At 68.1% G+C, this 17,565-nt stretch carries 18 protein-coding genes and 1 riboswitch; of the genes, 8 read left to right on the top strand and 10 right to left on the bottom strand.

Annotation, left to right across the window (positions count from 1 at the left end; all coding sequences use genetic code 11):
• Positions 1-11: 11 nt before the first annotated feature.
• Genes FKQ52_RS04105 through tkt form a run of 3 tightly spaced genes read right to left on the bottom strand, consistent with a single transcriptional unit; the run spans position 12 to position 3,185 of the window.
• On the bottom strand, positions 12-836 hold the full coding sequence (locus FKQ52_RS04105; protein WP_141626015.1) for an alpha/beta hydrolase: 825 nt from the start codon (positions 834-836) through the stop codon (positions 12-14).
• Positions 836-1,231 carry a VOC family protein gene (locus FKQ52_RS04110; protein ID WP_141626016.1) on the bottom strand — a complete coding sequence of 132 codons (396 nt, stop codon included), beginning with the start codon at positions 1,229-1,231 and terminating at the stop codon, positions 836-838. The genes FKQ52_RS04105 and FKQ52_RS04110 overlap by 1 nt, the downstream gene beginning before the upstream one ends.
• 4 nt (positions 1,232-1,235) lie before the next feature.
• A complete protein-coding gene (gene tkt, locus FKQ52_RS04115) occupies positions 1,236-3,185 on the bottom strand; it encodes a transketolase (protein WP_240811790.1) in 1,950 nt (649 codons plus the stop codon).
• A gap of 141 nt (positions 3,186-3,326) precedes the next feature.
• On the opposite strand from tkt, the gene FKQ52_RS04120 reads away from it, so the two are divergent.
• The 7 genes from FKQ52_RS04120 to FKQ52_RS04150 all read left to right on the top strand — a co-directional run bounded on the left by FKQ52_RS04120 (position 3,327) and on the right by FKQ52_RS04150 (position 8,372).
• Entirely contained in the window at positions 3,327-3,584 is a 258-nt protein-coding gene (locus FKQ52_RS04120) for a hypothetical protein (RefSeq protein WP_141626018.1), read from the top strand.
• Positions 3,584-3,898, top strand: coding sequence for a cell division protein ZapA (locus tag FKQ52_RS04125; protein ID WP_141626019.1), 315 nt, complete (start codon positions 3,584-3,586; stop codon positions 3,896-3,898). Before FKQ52_RS04120 ends, FKQ52_RS04125 begins: the two co-directional genes overlap by 1 nt.
• Positions 3,899-3,986: 88 nt before the next feature.
• The gene (locus FKQ52_RS04130; RefSeq protein ID WP_205750849.1) at positions 3,987-4,499 is read left to right on the top strand and encodes a GbsR/MarR family transcriptional regulator; all 513 of its coding nucleotides are present in this window, start codon (positions 3,987-3,989) and stop codon (positions 4,497-4,499) included.
• A gap of 21 nt (positions 4,500-4,520) precedes the next feature.
• Positions 4,521-5,186 (top strand): DUF4166 domain-containing protein, encoded by a 666-nt coding sequence (locus tag FKQ52_RS04135; protein ID WP_141626021.1) that lies wholly within the window; start codon positions 4,521-4,523, stop codon positions 5,184-5,186.
• 1 nt (position 5,187) lies between these two features.
• Positions 5,188-6,729: a TIGR01777 family oxidoreductase gene (locus tag FKQ52_RS04140; RefSeq protein WP_141626022.1), complete on the top strand. Its 1,542-nt coding sequence runs from the start codon at positions 5,188-5,190 to the stop codon at positions 6,727-6,729.
• Positions 6,730-6,974: 245 nt separating this feature from the next.
• Positions 6,975-7,547 carry a 5-formyltetrahydrofolate cyclo-ligase gene (locus FKQ52_RS04145; RefSeq protein WP_240811735.1) on the top strand — a complete coding sequence of 191 codons (573 nt, stop codon included), beginning with the start codon at positions 6,975-6,977 and terminating at the stop codon, positions 7,545-7,547.
• 3 nt (positions 7,548-7,550) lie between these two features.
• Positions 7,551-8,372, top strand: coding sequence for a TIGR00282 family metallophosphoesterase (locus tag FKQ52_RS04150; RefSeq protein ID WP_141626023.1), 822 nt, complete (start codon positions 7,551-7,553; stop codon positions 8,370-8,372).
• Between the two features lie 7 nt (positions 8,373-8,379).
• On the opposite strand, the gene FKQ52_RS04155 is transcribed toward FKQ52_RS04150, so the two are convergent.
• The 3 genes from FKQ52_RS04155 to FKQ52_RS04165 all read right to left on the bottom strand — a co-directional run bounded on the left by FKQ52_RS04155 (position 8,380) and on the right by FKQ52_RS04165 (position 11,903).
• Entirely contained in the window at positions 8,380-8,814 is a 435-nt protein-coding gene (locus tag FKQ52_RS04155) for a DUF305 domain-containing protein (RefSeq protein ID WP_141626024.1), read from the bottom strand.
• A complete protein-coding gene (gene purL, locus FKQ52_RS04160) occupies positions 8,814-11,024 on the bottom strand; it encodes a phosphoribosylformylglycinamidine synthase subunit PurL (protein ID WP_141626025.1) in 2,211 nt (736 codons plus the stop codon). The genes FKQ52_RS04155 and purL overlap by 1 nt, the downstream gene beginning before the upstream one ends.
• A gap of 69 nt (positions 11,025-11,093) precedes the next feature.
• Complete coding sequence (locus FKQ52_RS04165) at positions 11,094-11,903, bottom strand: hypothetical protein (protein ID WP_141626026.1); 810 nt, start codon at positions 11,901-11,903, stop codon at positions 11,094-11,096.
• A 109-nt stretch (positions 11,904-12,012) separates the two neighbouring features.
• Here FKQ52_RS04165 and FKQ52_RS04170 point away from each other — a divergent pair, with 109 nt between their 5' ends.
• Positions 12,013-12,207: a hypothetical protein gene (locus FKQ52_RS04170; protein ID WP_141626027.1), complete on the top strand. Its 195-nt coding sequence runs from the start codon at positions 12,013-12,015 to the stop codon at positions 12,205-12,207.
• Between the two features lie 12 nt (positions 12,208-12,219).
• On the opposite strand, the gene FKQ52_RS04175 is transcribed toward FKQ52_RS04170, so the two are convergent.
• The 4 genes from FKQ52_RS04175 to metE all read right to left on the bottom strand — a co-directional run bounded on the left by FKQ52_RS04175 (position 12,220) and on the right by metE (position 17,216).
• Positions 12,220-12,771: a sugar O-acetyltransferase gene (locus FKQ52_RS04175; RefSeq protein ID WP_141626028.1), complete on the bottom strand. Its 552-nt coding sequence runs from the start codon at positions 12,769-12,771 to the stop codon at positions 12,220-12,222.
• A gap of 68 nt (positions 12,772-12,839) precedes the next feature.
• Positions 12,840-13,502, bottom strand: coding sequence for a phosphoribosylformylglycinamidine synthase subunit PurQ (gene purQ / locus FKQ52_RS04180; RefSeq protein WP_141626029.1), 663 nt, complete (start codon positions 13,500-13,502; stop codon positions 12,840-12,842).
• A 33-nt stretch (positions 13,503-13,535) separates the two neighbouring features.
• A complete protein-coding gene (locus tag FKQ52_RS04185; RefSeq protein ID WP_141626030.1) occupies positions 13,536-14,777 on the bottom strand; it encodes an MFS transporter in 1,242 nt (413 codons plus the stop codon).
• 114 nt (positions 14,778-14,891) lie between these two features.
• Positions 14,892-17,216, bottom strand: a complete 2,325-nt coding sequence (metE, locus tag FKQ52_RS04190) for a 5-methyltetrahydropteroyltriglutamate--homocysteine S-methyltransferase (RefSeq protein WP_141626031.1) — start codon at positions 17,214-17,216, stop codon at positions 14,892-14,894.
• A gap of 106 nt (positions 17,217-17,322) precedes the next feature.
• Positions 17,323-17,532: riboswitch (cobalamin riboswitch) on the bottom strand.
• Between the last annotated feature and the right edge of the window lie 33 nt (positions 17,533-17,565).

The following is a 17,565-nucleotide window of genomic DNA, read 5'->3' on the forward strand; positions in this document are numbered from 1 at the left end:
TCAGTCTCCGGTCAGTTGGCGGGCGGCAGGGCGTACAGCCGCCGGAAGGCGTCCAGTGCGGCGCCATGATAGATGGTGGCGTGGCTCTCGGTCGGGCGCGGCTCATAGGTCCAGCTGACGCCCGGCATGGCGAAGTCTCGCAGATTGCCGACCAGAACATCCATCGCCGCCTGCATCTCTCCGCCCTCGTCGCCGATGGTCAGGATCAGGGTGCGCGGCTCGTTCGAGTGGTCGCGCAGATGCGCGCCCGCCTGCCGCGCCAACTGTCCGCCGTCCCACCACAGGCTGGGGCTGACGGCGACCCAGGCGTCGAACATCTGCGGTTCCTTGAGGAAGGTCTCCACGACAAACAGACCGGCCAGCGACTCGCCCATCAGAGCGCTCTCGCCGCTGGTGCGATAGCGGCTCTCGATGAAGGGCAGGACCTCGTCGTTCAGGAACTGGCGGAATCGGGCCGACTGTCCCTGTGTCGGATATTGCGCGATCAGGTCCGCGTCTTCCGTCGGCAGGGCCAGCTCGTTGCGCCGGTCCACGGATGCGACGCCCACCACGATCACGTCGCGCGTCGTGCCGACGATGGTTCCCAATTGGGCGATGCCCGAGATGTGGTGGAAGTCCTGCGCCTGTCCGCCGTCCAGCAAATACAACACCGGATAGGTCTGGGCGGACTCGGCATAACCGGGCGGCAGCCAGACATTGATCTCCCGCGTAGCGCCGTATGTCGCCGAGGGCAGGGCGTACGACTGGCCGATCACAATGGGCGTCGGTTCGACAGTCTGCGCCGCCGCCGGAACAGCGAAAGCCAGGGCAACGACAGCGGCGACGAGACGGAACATCAGGCGGTCTCTCCGGCGGGCTGGATCAGATCCCAGTGGTTGCCATACAGGTCCTCGAACACCGCGACCACGCCATACGGCTCATGCCTCGGCGCCTCGCGGAAGATCACGCCCGCCGCCATCCACGCCGCATGATCTCGCGCGAAGTCCTCGGTCTCCAGAAACAGCCAGACCCGCCCACCGGCCTGATCACCGATGCGGGTGACCTGCTCCGGCGTCGTCGCCTTGGCCAGCAGCAGGGCTGTGTCCCCGCCCTTCGGCGTCACTGTCACCCACCGCTTGCCGCCGCCCATGTCGGTGTCGCTGGTCAGGTCGAAACCCAGCTTGCCGACATAGAAGGCGATGGCCTCGTCGTAGTCGCGGACCAGCAGGCTGACGGCGCCGAGGCGGCTCATCGGATCAGAGCCGCGACTTGACCGCGTCCACCACGGCTTCAGTGGTGATGCCGAACTTCTCGTACAGCACTTCCGCCGGAGCCGAGGCGCCGAAGCCGGTCATGCCGACGAAGCCGCCGTCCTCGCCGATGAAGCGCTCCCAACCCTGCTGCAGGGCGGCCTCGACGGCGACGCGCACGGTGCCGCGGCCGATGATGCTGTCCTGATAGGCCTTGGGCTGCGCGAAGAAGAGCTCGAAGCAGGGAACCGAGACCACGCGGGTCGGGATGTTGTTGGCCTCCAGACGGTCGGCCGCTTCCAGCGCCAGCGGAACTTCGGTGCCGGTGGCGAACAGGGTGGCCTTGGCCTCGCCCTTGGCGGCGCGCAGTTCATAGGCGCCCTTGGCCGTCAGATTCTCCGACGAGGCGGTGACGCGCACGGCGGCGGTCTTCTGCCGCGACAGGCACAGCGCCGACGGTGCGTCCTTGGTCTGCAGCGCGACCTTCCAGGCTTCCATCGCCTCGATGGTGTCCGCCGGGCGGAAGACCAGCAGGTTCGGAATGGCGCGCAGGGCGGCCAGATGCTCGACTGGCTGGTGGGTCGGGCCGTCTTCGCCCAGACCGATCGAGTCGTGCGTCAGCACGTGCACCGCGCGCACGCCCATCAGGGCGCCGAGGCGGATCGCCGGACGGCTGTAGTCCGAGAACACCATGAAGGTGCCGCCATACGGGATCACCCCGCCGTGCAGAGCCAGACCGTTCATCGCCGCGGCCATGCCGAACTCGCGGATGCCGTAGTTGATGTAGCGGCCTTCATAGGTCGGGGCGTCGAGGATCGGGGTGTCCTTGACGAAGGTGTTGTTCGAGCCGGTCAGGTCGGCCGAGCCGCCGACCAGTTCCGGGATCGCGGCGAACAGTTCGTCCAGCGCGGCGCCCGACGACTGGCGGGTCGCTTGGGCGGGCTTGGTCTCGACCAGTTCTGCGATCTTCGCGTCCAGCTTGGCGAACGCGCCGTCCGGCAGTTCACCCTTCATGGCGCGGGTGAAGTCGGCGGCCTGTTTCGACTCGCTCAGGCGGGCTTCCCATGCCTTGCGGTCCTTGGCGCCCTTGCGGCCGACCTTGCGCCAGGCCGACAGCACGTTCTCCGGCATTTCGAACGGGGCATGATCCCAGCTGAGACCCAGCCGGGTCGCCGCGATCTCGGCCGCGCCCAGCGCCGCGCCGTGGGTCTTGTGGCTGCCTTCCATCGTGGCGGCGCCGCGACCGATCTTGGTCTTGCAGGCGATCAGCGTCGGCTTGTCCTGCTTCGTCGCCCATTGCAGCGCCGACTTCACGGCCTTCATGTCGTGGCCGTCGACGGCCTTGACTGCCCATCCGGCGGCCTTGAACCGCGCCTTCTGGTCCGTGACGTCCGACAGGGAGACCTTGCCGTCGATGGTGATGTCGTTGTCGTCCCACAGGACGTGCAGCTTGTTCAGCTTCAGACGGCCGGCCAACGCGATGGCCTCCTGCGACACGCCTTCCATCAGGCAGCCGTCACCGGCGATCACCCACGTCCGGTGATCCACCAGATCGGCGCCGTACCTGGCCGCCAGATGACGTTCCGCCAGCGCGAAGCCCACCGAGGTAGCCAGACCCTGACCCAGCGGTCCGGTGGTCACTTCAACACCCGGCATGTGGCCATACTCGGGGTGACCCGCCGTCTTCGAACCCCACTGACGGAAGTTCGACAGCTCTTCCTTGGTCGCGGCCTTGTAGCCGGTCAGGTGCAGCAGGGCGTAGATCAGCATCGAGCCGTGACCGGCCGACAGAATGAAGCGGTCGCGGTCGGCCCAATCGGGGCGGCTCGCGTCGAACTTCAGAAACTTCGAGAAGAGGACCGTCGCCACGTCCGCCATCCCCATTGGCATGCCGGGGTGCCCGCTCTTCGCCTTTTCTACGCCATCCATGGCCAGTACGCGGATCGCGTCCGCCATCTGCTTCGGGGTGGCTTTCGCGGGTACGGCTTTGGCGTCGGTCACTGTGGAGACCTTTCGTCGGAGGCGGAAAAAGGGAGGCGCGCCGCTTTACCCCGACGCGCGCGCGGGTTCTATACGGAATCTGGAGGTTCTGACCGGATGGATGCTGCAACGGCCGCTAAGGATCGTGTCGACAGGGCGCTGGCCCTGCTTGAACGCCGCCTGCTGGACCTGAAAAGCCGCGCCGCGGGCGCCAGCCGCGTGCCCGACGACGACCTGTTCGCGCCCCAGCCGTCCAGCGAGACTGACCGCGCCCGCATTCATGAGCTGGAGTCCGCGGGTCGTGACGCCGCCGAGGCCCTGTCCCGCGCCGCCGATGCGATTCGCGAAACCCTCTCCGAGCAGGAGGGGCGCTGATGGCTACCGTCACCGTCGAAATCAACGGCCGACCCTACGCCGTCGGCTGCGCGGATGGTCAGGAAGACCGCGTGCGCGCTCTTGCGTCCCAGTTTGACGGCCATGTCCGTCAGGTGGCGGGCGAAGTCGGTCACGTCGGGGACCTGCGCCTGTTCCTCATGGCCGGTCTGCTGCTGGCCGACGAATTGCATGAGGCCCGCACCAATGGCGGCGCGGCTCCCGTCGCCGAACCGGCGCCGCCGTCCAACGACGGCGTGGCCGAGGCGCTCAACGCTGTCGCCGCGCGCCTCGAAAAGATCGTCCAGGGTCTGTGACGCCCTGACGCAGCGGCGTTGCGTTGACCCGCAGTCTCTTCTGTCTGATATTTCTGTCATGACAGAAATAACGAAAATTCCTGCGCCATTGGAACGCTTCGTCCTGCACTGGGGCGAGATGGGCGGCTTCTGGGGCGTGAACCGTTCTGTCGCCCAGATCCATGCCTTCCTGATGACGGCTGAGAAGCCGATGACGGCGGAAGACATCGCCGTCGCCTTGGAAATGGCACGGTCCAACGTCTCCAACTCTCTGAAGGAGCTTCTGGCCTGGAACCTGATCCGGCGGGTGCCGGTGCGCGGCGACCGTCGCGATCACTTCGAGGCCGAGGCTGATGTCTGGGAGGTCGCCTCCCGCATCGCCGCCGGTCGCAAGGCCAAGGAGATCGATCCCGCTCTGGAGACGCTGCGCGCCTGTGTCGCCGAGGCCGAGACGGACCCAACGGTTCATCCGGTCGCGCTGAAGCGGCTCAAGGAAATGCTCGAGTTCACCGAGACCATCGACCGCTGGTACGGCCAGATCACCACCGTGGCTCGGCCCAAGCTGATGGCGCTGCTGAAACTGGGGGCGCGCATCGCCGCCCTCATTCCCGGCGGCAAGTAGGACAGGAAAGGGGAGGGGACGATGGGGGCCGTCGCTGCGATCACGACCACGGAGCATGCGGTTCAGGTGGAACTCGCAGATCTCCGCTTCCGCGCCCTGCTCCCCGCCGCCGAATGGGCGGCCCTGCCGCTTGCCGTGCGCCGTCGCTTCAGCAAGCGCATGAGCCCCGGCGCCACCGTCGTCTATCGGGGCGAGGTCGCCCATGTTCATGTCAGCCTCATGGGCCGTCTGCTGGCGCAGGCTTGCCGCCTGATCGGTGCGCCCCTGCCGCTGGTCTTCCATCCGGGCGTCAGCGTCGTCACCGTCACCGAAGACGCCGTCGGACAGGGGCAGGTCTGGAGCCGCATGTACGTCCGCAAGGACGGCTTCCCGCAGGTGATCCACAGCGCCAAGCGCTTCGCCGGCCCGACCGGGCTTGAGGAACACGTCGGCGCCGGCGTCGGCATGGCCCTGAGCGTCGCCGCCGAAGACGGCGCGCTCGTCTTCCGCAGCGCCTTCTACTTCGCGACCGTGCTGGGCCTGCGCGTGCGCGTGCCGCGCTGGACGGAGCCTGGCGCCCTGACCATCACCCATCGCGATCTGGGGCAGGGCCGTTTCGCCTTCACCCTCGCGCTGGACCATCCGTGGCTTGGCCGCCTGCTCGGTCAGGACGCGATTTTCCGGGATCCCCCGGCTGACGAGGCCTGAAATGACCGACCTGCTCTGGACCCTCGTGGCGCTCCAGATCGCCATGGGCGCCTTCGACACCCTGTTTCACCACGAACTGACCGAGCGACTGGCTTGGAAGCCGTCGCAGAAGTCCGAGCTTCGCCTGCACGGCGTGCGCAACCTGATCTACGCCGCCCTGTTCCTGCTGCTCGGCTGGGCTGAGCCGAAGGGCGCGCTCGCCGTCGCGGTCCTGATCCTGCTGGTGGTCGAGGTGGCCATCACCCTGACTGACTTTGTCGAGGAGGACCACACCCGCCGCCTGCCGGCTTCCGAGCGTGTCACCCACACCCTGCTGGCGCTGAACTACGGGGCGATCCTGACCCTGCTGGTCCCGCTGCTGGTCGGCTGGATCAGCGCGCCGACGGGCTTGACGGGGGTGTCCCATGGTCTGTGGAGCCTGATGATGACCGCGGCCGCCATCGGCGTCGCCGTCTTCGGCCTTCGTGATCTGGCCGCGAGCAACCGCTCTGAGCGGCTTGTCCAGCCCGATCCCGCCGCCATGGGACGTGACTTGCCCGGCCGCCGCCGCGTGCTGGTCACCGGCGCCACGGGCTTCATCGGCCGCCGCCTCATCGCCGCCCTGACCGGCGCCGGGCATGAAGTCATCGCCCTCGTCCGCAATCCGAAGGCCGCTGACTTGTCCGCGCCGATCACCGTCGTCACCGACCTGCGCCAGATCGCCGACGACGCCCGCATTGACGCCGTCATCAATCTGGCCGGCGAGCCGATCAGCGACAGCCCGTGGACCCTGAACAAGCGTCGCCGCATCCTGCGGTCCCGTTTGAAGATGACCCGCGACGTCCGCCGCCTGATCGCCCGCCTGCGGGTCCGGCCCGAGGTTCTGGTCAGCGGTTCCGCCATCGGCTGGTACGGCCTGCATCAGGACCAGACGCTGGATGAGACCGGTCCCGCAAACCCCTGCTTCAGCCACCGCCTGTGCCATGCATGGGAGCAGGCCGCCCTGCGAACCGAAGCCCTCGGTGTGCGGGTGGTTACTGTTCGGATCGGTCTGGTTCTCGGCGCTGATGGCGGGATGCTGTCGAAACTGCTGACCCCGTTCGAGTTCGGTGTCGGCGGGCCGATGGGCTCGGGGCGTCAGTGGATGTCATGGATCGCGCTGGACGACTGCGTGCGTCTGATCCTCCATGCCGTGGCCGAGCCTCGCGTCATCGGCCCCGTGAACGCTGTGGCGCCCAACCCCGTCACCAATCGCGATCTCAGCCGCGCGCTGGGCCGCGCCCTGAACCGACCGGCCTTGCTGGCCGCGCCCGCCGCGCCCCTGCGCCTCGCCTTCGGGGATTTCGCCGAGGAACTTCTGCTCGGGGGACAGCGCGTCCTGCCGGGACAGGCGCTGGCTACCGGCTTCCGCTTCCGTCACCCGGAGGTCGAGGATGCCCTGCGCGCCATTGTCGGCGCCCGCCCGCGTCCCGCCACTGGCGCGAAGGGCGGCAAGCGACTATCTTGCCTCACGGCGGGTCATGCTGTGGCTCACGTCGAAGGCAACATATCCTCGCGGCCTTAATTCACTCGAAGGGATCTGCCCCTGTCCGACCTCGTGGGGTTGGGCACGCGGAGCCCACCTGGCTACCCAGGCTCGAGAGGATTTAAACCGTCCTTCACGGCTCTCACGGCGCCGCCACCCCTTCCTTCTTGGTGCGCTAACGCTCGCGACGCGGTCGCTCGCTGCTTGAGCGCGATCCCGGTTCTTCCCCCTTTGGGGAGGGGACCATCCGTAGCCGCAAGCGAAGGATGGTGGAGGGGCGCCGGATGCGATACGCGATCCTCATGACGGACAAGAGCCAGCTTCGCTCGGATATGCGCGCCCTGCGCAAGCGGCTGGCCGGGCTCGATCCAGAGGCCGCCCCCCGCGCGGCCGGGCACGCCGACGCCCTCCCGCCCGGTGATCCGGTCGCCGTCTATCGCGCCATCGGCTCCGAACTCGACACCGACGCCCTGTCGCTGGCCCTGATCCATCAGGGTCGGGCCCTCTGCCTGCCGGTGGTGCTTCAGCCCGACGCCGCCATGATCTTCCGACTCTGGTCGCCGGGCGAACCGCTGGAGCCGGATGCAGCCGGAGTTCCCGCGCCCCTTCCGTTGGCGCAGGCTGTGATCCCCCACCTGATCCTCACGCCCCTGCTGGCCTTCGACGGTCAGGGTGGCCGATTGGGGCAGGGCGGCGGCTACTACGACCGCACCTTCGCCGCCCTTCCGGACGCCATCCGCATCGGCTTCGCCTACGCCGGACAGCAGGTCGAGGATCTCCCGATTGAAGGGCACGACATACGCCTGCATGGCGTTCTGACCGAGGTCGGCTATACCGCCGCCCGAAAGGTACTCTGAAACATGCGTCTCGCCTTCTTCGGTGATGTGGTCGGCAAGTCCGGCCGCGACGGTCTGTCCGACCACCTGCCCGCGCTCAAGCGTGACCTGAAACTCGACTTCGTGGTGGTCAACGCCGAGAACGCCGCGGGTGGTTTCGGCATCACCGAGCACACCGCCAACGAGCTGTTCATGGCCGGCGCCGACTGCCTGACGCTGGGCAATCACAGCTGGGACCAGCGCGAGGCCCTGACCTATATCGTGCGCGAGCCGCGCCTGATCCGTCCGCTCAATTATCCGCGCCTGATGGACGCACCGGGCGCGGGGGCCAACCTGTTCGAGACCCAGTCGGGCCGCACGGTTCTGGTCATGAACGTGCTGGGCCGCGTCCACATGGATCCCATGGACGACCCGTTCAGCGCGGTGGAGAAGGAACTGGCCGCCTGTCCCATGGGCATGGCCGCCGACGCCATCATCGTCGACATCCACGCCGAGGCGACTTCGGAGAAGATGGCCATGGGTCATTTCTGCGACGGCCGCGCTTCGTTGGTGGTGGGCACCCACACCCACGTCCCGACCGCCGACTGCCAGATCCTGCCGGGCGGTACGGCCTACCAGACCGACGCCGGCGGCTGCTGCGACTACGACTCGGTCATCGGCAACGAGAAGGAGGAGCCGCTGCGGCGCTTCACCACCCGTCTGTCGGGCGGCCGCTACACCCCGGCCCACGGCCCGGCGACCATCTGCGGCGTCTATGTCGAGACGGATGATCGCACGGGCCTCGCCACCCGCGTTGAGCCCCTGCGCGTCGGCGGACGCCTCAGCCAGGCGATCCCGGTCGTCTGACGGACGGTTACTCGCCCGCCGGCTTCCAGGCCCGCATCTCCGCTATTTCGCGGGTCTGGGCGTCCTTGACCGCCTGCGCCATGCGACGGATTTCGGGGTCGGTGGATTGGGCCAAAGCCACATCGGCCATGGCCACCGCGCCGCGATGGTGTTCGATCATCTTGGCGATATAGGTCTCATCGACCGTCTGGCCTGAGGCGGAGGCCATCTTGTCGTGCATGGATCGCTCTGCTCGACGGAATGCGGCGTCGCCTTGCGTTGGACGACCTTCCCATCCCGGCCCTGCGGTCTCGGTTTCGGCGGCTTTCGACACCTGGCCATCCTCCACCGTGGCCGAATGGTTGACCGCCGCCGTCTCTCGCAGGGCCTGCTCCACCGGATCGCCGCCGCCCTCGCAGGCGGCCAGCATCACCAGAGCGGCAAGACCCGGCGCGGCGCGCATCAGCCGTTCATCCAGTTCGGCATCCAGCTCTCGTGCATCTCGCGCAGGTGCGAGACCGGCAGGCGGAACAGTTCGCCCTTCGGCCCCGACGAGGCGAAGTCCGAGCCCTTCACCATGCCGACGACCGAGGCATGCAACCCGGCTTCATGGGCCTTGGCGATCAGGGCGTTGGCGTCGGTGACGGCCACCAGATAGCGGGCCTGGTCCTCGCCGAACAGGAAGGCGTGGGCGTGCGCCGCGCTCGAGGCGTTCAGCTCGACCCCGACATCCGACGCCAGCGCGATGTCCGCCGCCGCGCCGATCAGTCCGCCGTCCGACAGGTCGTGCACGACCGTCAGTTCGCCGCTCTCGATCAGGCCACGCACGAAGTCGCCCGTATTGCGTTCCAGCTTCAGGTCCACCGGCGGCGGCGCGCCGTCCTCGCGGCCCAGCACTTCGCGCAGGTAAATGGACGCGCCCAGCTCGCCGCGGGTCTCGCCGATCAGCACCAGCGTATCGCCCTCGACCGCGCCGCCGAAGCCGGTGACGGTGTCATAGTTGGGCAGCAGGCCGACCGCGCCGACCGTCGGGGTCGGCGGAATGGCGACGCCGTTGGTCTCGTTGTAGAGGCTGACGTTCCCCGACACGACCGGGAAGTCCAGCTCGCGGCAGGCCTCGGCCATGCCGTCGATGGCCCGCACGATCTGGCCCATGATCTCGGGGCGCTGCGGGTTGCCGAAGTTCAGGTTGTCGGTGATGGCGATCGGGCGCGACCCCACGGCGGTCAGGTTGCGCCAGGCCTCGGCCACGCACTGCTTGCCGCCTTCATAGGGATCGGCCTGCACATAGCGCGGGGTGCAGTCGCTGGTGACGGCCAGACCCTTGTCCGTGCCATGCACCCGAACCACGCCCGCGTCGGCGCCGGTGGCCGAGTCGTGCAGGGTGTCCGCCATCACGTGACGGTCGTATTGCTCCCAGATCCAGCGCTTGGACGCCATATCCGGGCAGGTCAGGACGTTCAGCACCGCGTCAGTCCAGTTCTCCGGCGCGGGCACGTCCTTCGGATCGAGGCGCGGCTGCAGGTCCGGCTGCACCCACGGACGGTCGTACAGAGGCGCGTCGTCGAACAGCGGGGCCAGTGGCACGTCGCAGACCACTTCGCCGTGATGCTTCAGCACCAGACGGCCGGTGTCGGTGGTCACGCCGATCACGGCGGCGTCCAGACCCCACTTCTCGAAGATGCGGTAGCCGTCTTCCTCGCGGCCCGGCTTCAGAACCGCCAGCATCCGCTCCTGCGATTCCGACAGCATCATCTCATAGGCGGACATGCCTTCTTCGCGCTGGGGCACGGCGTCCATGTTCAGCTCGATGCCGACGCCGCCCTTGCCGGCCATCTCGACCGACGACGAGGTCAGACCCGCTGCGCCCATGTCCTGAATGGCGGCGACGGCGCCCGAGGCCATCAGCTCCAGCGTGGCCTCGATCAGCAGCTTCTCGGCGAACGGGTCGCCGACCTGCACGGTCGGGCGCTTCGATTCCGACTCATCATCGAACTCCGCGGACGACATGGTCGCGCCGTGGATGCCGTCGCGGCCGGTCTTCGAACCGAAGTAAACCACCGACAGGCCCGCCGAGGGCGCGGCCGAGTAGAAGATGGCGTCCGACTTCGCCAGACCCACGCACATGGCGTTGACCAGGATGTTGCCGTTGTAGCCGGCGTGGAAATTCGTCTCGCCCGCCACGGTCGGCACGCCGACGCAGTTGCCGTAGCCGCCGATGCCCGAGACGACGCCCGAGACCAGACGCTTGGTCTTCTCATGCCCCACGTCGCCGAAGCGCAGGGCGTTCAGCAGGGCCACCGGGCGCGCGCCCATGGTGAAGACGTCGCGCATGATGCCGCCCACGCCCGTCGCCGCGCCCTGATAGGGCTCGATGTAGGACGGGTGGTTGTGGCTCTCCATCTTGAAGATGCAGGCGTCGCCGTCATCGATGTCGATGACCCCGGCGTTCTCGCCCGGGCCGCAGATCACCCGCGGTCCCTTGGTGGGGAACTTGCCCAGATGAATCTTCGAGGATTTGTACGAGCAGTGCTCGGACCACATCACCGAGAAGACGCCCAGTTCGACATGGTTGGGCTCGCGGCCCAGCCGGTCGAGGACGACCTGATATTCGTTCGGGGCCAGGCCGTATTCGGCGGCCAGCTCGGCCATGGTCTTTTCAGGAGCGCTCATGGCCCGGCCTTCTAGCGACAGAAGGCCGTCCTGTCAGCCTTGGACGCAACAACATCGGCGCTGTGCGCCCTACAGCCGCTCCGGATCCATCCGCTCGACCGACGGAGCCAGTCGGAAGGTCAGGATCACCGCCCCGACCAGAGTCAGTCCGGAGGCCAGAACAGCCCCCGTCGCCAGCACCGGATTACGGTCCATCTCCGCCACGAACACCGCCAGCAGCCCCCAGGCGATCGGCAGGGCGAAGGCGGGCGTCCGCAGCACCCAGGTCACCGCCAGCGCCTTCAGCGTGACCAGCAGCACGGCGGTCAGCGCCCAGACCGTCGGAGACAGGACGGCCGGCAGGTCGCCGTTCCCGGTCAGCACGGTCAGCAGGTTCACCGGCGCCGCGATCCCCAGCCAACCGGCCAGCAGGGCCAGCGGCCAGACCACCATCCAACGCTCCCGCGAGGCGCGGGGCAGGACCCGGATCGCCCGGGCGTTCATGAGCAGCGGAATCAGCAACACCAGCAGCGAGCCGAAGATCAGCAGGATGGTGCCCAGTTCCCAATCGAACGCCGCCGCCACGATCCACAAGCCGATGCCGAGGAAGGCGAGGACGGACGGCCAGCCCAGTCGCGTCAGAAGTTCGCTCTCGCCCGTCGCGGGCAACACCTGCCGCACCGCATAGATCAGCAGGCCCAGATAGATGACGCCCCATATGGCGAAGGCGTAGCCCGCCACCTTAAGCGTCGCGTCGCTGTCCGCCGCGAACGCCTCGGCCGTTTGCCCAAGGCCGAAGCCCATCTGCACCTGCGCCACCACCACAGCGAAGATCGCGCTGGCCAGTACGATCAGGCGTCGTGTCATCTGGGCGGGGGTAGGGCGGACGATGGATGACATGGGCGCTCCGGACGTGACTGTCCCTGGTCTACGTCTGGCGCAGAGCTTTGGTTCACCGGAACCCTCTCGCGCGTCTGCGGTTCAGCCCTCGCACAACCGGAGACGACCGATGACCGAACAGACGCCGCGTTTCGAAACCGACTTCGTTGAAGCCGACCGCGCCCGGGAACAGGGCCTGGGTCTGGGCGAACGTGAACTGAAGGCCCAACGCGATCCGGGCGGCATCGCCACGCCGGACGTCGATGAGGATGATGAGCCCGGCGATCCGGTTGTCCGCAACGTCAATGACGACCTGGGCGGCTGATCGCCCCTTCGCTCAGCGCTTCTCGCGCGCCGGATTGCCCATGACGGTCACGCCGGGCGGCACGTCGCGTGTCACCACCGATCCCGCGCCGATGACCGCGTCATCCCCGATGGTGACGCCGGGCAGGATGATCGCGCCGCCGCCGATCCACACATTGCGCCCGATGGATACGGCCCGACCGAACTCCAGCCCCCGCGCCCGCTCCTCGGGATCGCGCGGATGGTCGGCGGTCAGGATTTGCACGCCCGGCCCGATCTGCGTCAGGTCGCCGATATCGACCTCGCACACATCCAGAATCACGCAGTTGAAGTTCAGGAAGACGTTCCGACCCAGCCGGATATTGTAGCCGTAGTCACAGTGGAACGGCGGGCGGATCACCACGCCCTCGCCGATCTCGCCCAGCTTCTGGCGCAGCAGATCGCGCCGCTCGGCGGGCGTCGAGGCCAGTGAGGCGTTGTAGCGCGCCATCCAGTGCTTGGCGGCGGTCTGGTCGTCCTGAAGCTCGGGGTCGCCCGGATTGTAGGGCTGGCCCGAAATCATCTTCTGCCGTTCGCTGATGAACATGCCGCTCCCCCGGTCCCTCTACGGGAAACCGCACGGTCCGGGGTGTCGGGTCAAGCCCGACGACAGGTTCAGGCGGCGGCGTAGACGCTCTGGAACAGGATCGCGCCGTCGGCGGAGCCCAGCTCGGCTTCGAAGGCGCGGTCCGGGTGGGGCATCATGCCCAGCACGTTTCGGCGCGCGTTCTGGATGCCGGCGATGTCGGCGACCGAGCCGTTGGGGTTGTCGACGTAGCGGAAGACCACCTGGCCCTCGCCCTCGATCCGCTTCAGGGTCTCTTCGTCGGCGAAGTAGTTTCCGTCGCCGTTGCCTTGGGTCATCACGACTTCGCGCTGGCCCTGATAACCCGAGGTGAAGCGGGTCTGGCCATTGGCGACCGTCAGGCTGATCGGCTTGCAGACGTATTTGAGGCCCGAGTTGCGCAGCAGGGCGCCCGGCAGCAGTCCGGCCTCGCACAGGATCTGGAAGCCGTTGCAGATGCCGACCACGGCCACACCGTCGTCAGCGGCCTTCTTCACCGCCTGCATGATCGGAGCCTGCGCCGCCATCGCGCCACAGCGCAGATAATCGCCGTAGGAGAACCCCCCCGGCAGGACGATCAGGTCCAGACCCTTGGGCAGCTCGGTCTCGCCGTGCCACACCATCTGCACCTGTTCGCCGGTGGAGCGTTCGACGGCGACCTTGCAGTCGCGGTCGCAGTTGGAACCGGGGAAGACGATGACGGCTGCGCTCATGGCGCGGGCTCCTAGCAGGCTTCGCGGGAAATGTCAGGCCGTAGCCGCAGTTCGTTGCGTCAGGCGCTTCCCGTCCAGCCACGCCCATACCCAGATCGCGAGTCCGCCCAGCGTCAGGCCCACGGCCACCCAGCCGGTCGAGGCCCAGCCGAAGCCGGCGGCGACCGCCGCACCCGCCAGCAGCGGCCCCAGAGCGTTGGCCGTGTTGAACGCCGAATGGTTCAGCGCCGCCGCCAGCGTCTGCGCCTCGCCCGCGACGTCCATCAGTCGCGTCTGCAGGATCGAGCCCAGCCCGCCGCCCACGCCGATGAACAGCACGACCACCAGCATTGACCACAGGTGCTGCGACGCCAGCGGGTACAGGGCCAGCGAGACGGCGCTCCAGATCAGCACGCCCGCCGCCGCCTTGAAGCCGAACCGATCTCCGGCCCAGGCGCACAGAAGATTGCCGCTGAACATGCCGATGCCGAACACCGCGAACACCCACGGCAGGACTTCAGGGCCGATGCCCGTCACCTCACGCAGCACCGAGGCCAGATAGGCATAGACCGCGAACATCCCGCCGAAGCCGATGGCGCTGACGCCCAGCGTCAGCCAGACCTGCCGGTTCTTCAGCGCCTTCAGCTCCCGCAGGGGGCTGGCGTTCGGATGGGCCGGATCGCGCGGCGCGAACAGGGCCACCAGCGTCATGGTCAGTACGGCCAGTGCACCGACGATGCCGAACGTCCAGCGCCAGCCGTGCGCCTGACTGACCAGATTGACCACCGGCACGCCCAGCACCGTCGCGATGGTCAGGCCCATCAGGATGGTCGACACCGCCCGTGTCCGGAATTTCAGCGGCACCGCCGAGGCCGCGACCAGCGCCGCCACCCCGAAATAGGCCCCGTGCGGCAGCCCGCTCAGGAAGCGGAACACCAGCATGGTCTCGAAATTCGGCGACAGGGCGCTCAGGGTGTTGGCCACCGCGAACAGGGCCATCAGTCCGATCAGCAGGATCCAGCGCGGCAGCCGCGCCCCGAACGCCGCCAGGATCGGCGCCCCGACCACGACCCCCGCCGCATAGGCGCTGATCGCGTGGCCGGCCGTCGGCTCATCGACGCCCAGCCCGCGGGCGAAGTCCGGCAGCACGCTCATCGCCGCGAACTCGGTGACGCCGATGGCGAAGCCGCCCATGCCCAGCGCCGTCAGCAGCAGGGCGACAGCGCCCGACTTCAGGGTCTTCGGCGCCCCCTCCGGATCGGACTCGAGACTGGCGGAGGCGTCGACGGGCGTCATGAAGGATTACTCGGGGGAACAATGTTGCGCTGCAACATGGGGCCTTGTCCCTGAGGATCAACCGCCATCGCGGCGATTGCCGATTTTCCGGTGCGGGCGATGACGAAACGCCGCTCAGCCCCGTGCCGCGCGCGCCGCCGCCACCATGTTCCGCAAGGCGGCTTCGGACTCCGGCCAATTGCGCGTCTTCAGGCCGCAATCCGGGTTCACCCAAAGCCGTTCCGCCGGCAGCCTGCCCTTCGCCGCAACCAGCAGGGCGGTCATCTCTTCGACGGATGGCACGCGCGGCGAGTGGATGTCATAGACTCCCGGTCCGATCTCGGCCGGGTATTTGTAGTCCTTGAAGGCGTCCAACAGCTCCATCTGCGAGCGCGAGGTCTCGATGGAGATCACATCGGCGTCCAGCGCGCCGATGCTGGCGATGATGTCGTTGAACTCGGAATAACACATGTGGGTGTGGATCTGGGTCTCGTCCCGCACGCCCGAGGCCGTGATGCGGAAGCACTCCACCGCCCAGTCCAGATAGGCCTGCCATTCCCGGCGACGCAGCGGCAGGCCTTCGCGCAGGGCGGCCTCGTCGATCTGGATGATCGGCGCCCCCGCGGCCTCCAGATCGACGACCTCGTCCCGGATGGCGAAGGCGATCTGGCGACAGGTCTCGCTTCGCGGCTGATCGTCCCGCACGAACGACCAGTTCAGGATCGTCACCGGCCCGGTCAGCATGCCCTTCATCGGCTTGTCGGTCAGCGATTGGGCATAGCGCCACCACTCAACCGTCATGGGCTTTGGTCGCGACACATCGCCGAAGATGATCGGCGGACGGACGCAGCGGCTGCCGTACGACTGCACCCACGCCGCCCTGGTGAAGGCGAAGCCCGCCAGCTGCTCGCCGAAATACTGGACCATATCGTTGCGCTCGAACTCGCCGTGGACCAGCACGTCCAGCCCGATGTCCTCCTGCCGCCTCACCGTCCGAACGGTTTCCTCACGCAGGAACTGTTCGTAGGCGGCGTCAGCCAGAACGCCCTTGCCGTGCTCGGCGCGGGCCTTCCGCACTTCCGGCGTCTGGGGGAAGGAGCCGATGGTTGTCGTGGGAAAGGCGGGCAGGCCCAGCCGCTTCGCCTGCGCCAGACGGCGGATTTCGAAGCCGTTGGCGCGCTGCGCCGGTGCGGCGTCCGCCGTCCGCGCCTTCACCGCCGGGTCGTGGATCAGCACGGAGTTCCGGCGCGAGACGATGGCCGCATCCGCCGCCGCCAACTCCGCCCGCACGGCGTCCCGGCCCTCGTTCAGCGCCCGCGCCAGCACCTTCAGCTCGCCCACCTTCTGCACGGCGAAGGCCAGCCAGTTGCGGACCTCCGGCGCCAGCGCCGTCTCCCGCTCCAGATCGATCGGCGTATGCAGCAGGGAGCAGGACGGGGCGATGATCACCGACCGCCCGGTCGCCACGATCGGCTCGATCCGGTCCAAAACGGCGCCCAGGTCCGCCTTCCAGACATTGCGCCCGTCGATGACGCCCAGCGACAGCGCCTGATCGGGGCGCGCCCCCGCGACCACCGCCTCCAACTGCTCCGGCGCCCGGACCAGATCGACGTGCAGACCGTGCGCGGGCAACGACAGGGCCAGTTCGAGATTGTCCTGCAGCCCGCCGAAATAGGTCGTCAGCATCACCCGGATCGGCGGCGTCACATCGCACAGCATCCGGTAGGCGAGGGCGTAGGCCTCGGCCGCGCCCTCCGGCAGGTCAGTGACGAGGCAGGGCTCGTCGATCTGCACCCAGGTCGCCTCCGCGCGCGCCAGCGATCGCAGCACCTCGGCATAGACCGGCAGCAGTCTCGGCAGCAGCGAGAGGACGTCGAAGTCGCCGCCTTTCGCCTTGCCCAGCAGCAGATAGCTGACCGGCCCCAGCAGCACCGGCCGGGTCTCGACCCCCTGTTCCTTGGCCTCCAGATACTCGTGCAGCGCCTTGGTCGAGGCGAGGCGGAAGGTCTGGTCCGCCGTGAACTCCGGCACGATGAAGTGGTAGTTGGTGTCGAACCACTTGGTCATCTCGGCCGCCGGCGCGTCCTGCGCGCCATGCCCGGAGACTTGCGCGTGGCCGTGCTCGCACCGGTCCCCCTGCGCCCCCCGCGCCATGGCGAAATAGGTGTCCAGATCGACCCGGTCATCCGACCAGCCGTAGATCGCGGGCACGGCCCCGACCATGGCGGTGGTGTCCAGCACATGGTCGTACAGCGAGAAGTCGTTCGACGGGATCAGGTCCGCGCCCAGCTCACGCTGGCGGGCCCAGGCCTGACCGCGCAGGTCGGCGGCGGCGGCGAACAATGCCTTGGCGTCGAGCCTGCCGGCCCAGTGGGCTTCAAGCGCGGTCTTCAGCTCGCGCTTCGGGCCGATGCGGGGAAAGCCGAGGGTGGCGACCTGGACGGGGAGGCGGGCGGTCATGGGGCGAAACCTTTGCTGTTGGCAGGGCTTCGGACAGGGACGCGCGAACGCTCACGCGGGCATCGGATCCGGCGGCGCACTTGCGGCCTGACCGGACACCCCGCCGGAGGACGTTATCTGTCGGGGCAGGTCTCCTGGCTCACGGGTCACCGCTTCGGGCCCGGCCTTCCCGGAGGCGAACCCCCAGTGACACGAGATGGACCCTCGGCTCGCCGCTTACAGTTGCGGGGGCAGCGCCGGATTTGACGCGAAATGCGTCTCACCGGCTTCCCTCTTAGCTCCGCGCGACCCGAAAGCCGCGCGCAGAACCACGACGCCCGCATAGAGCGGGCATCCTCCGGCGAAGTCA

Origin of the sequence: Brevundimonas sp. M20 (assembly GCF_006547065.1) — a bacterium.
Classification (GTDB): domain Bacteria; phylum Pseudomonadota; class Alphaproteobacteria; order Caulobacterales; family Caulobacteraceae; genus Brevundimonas.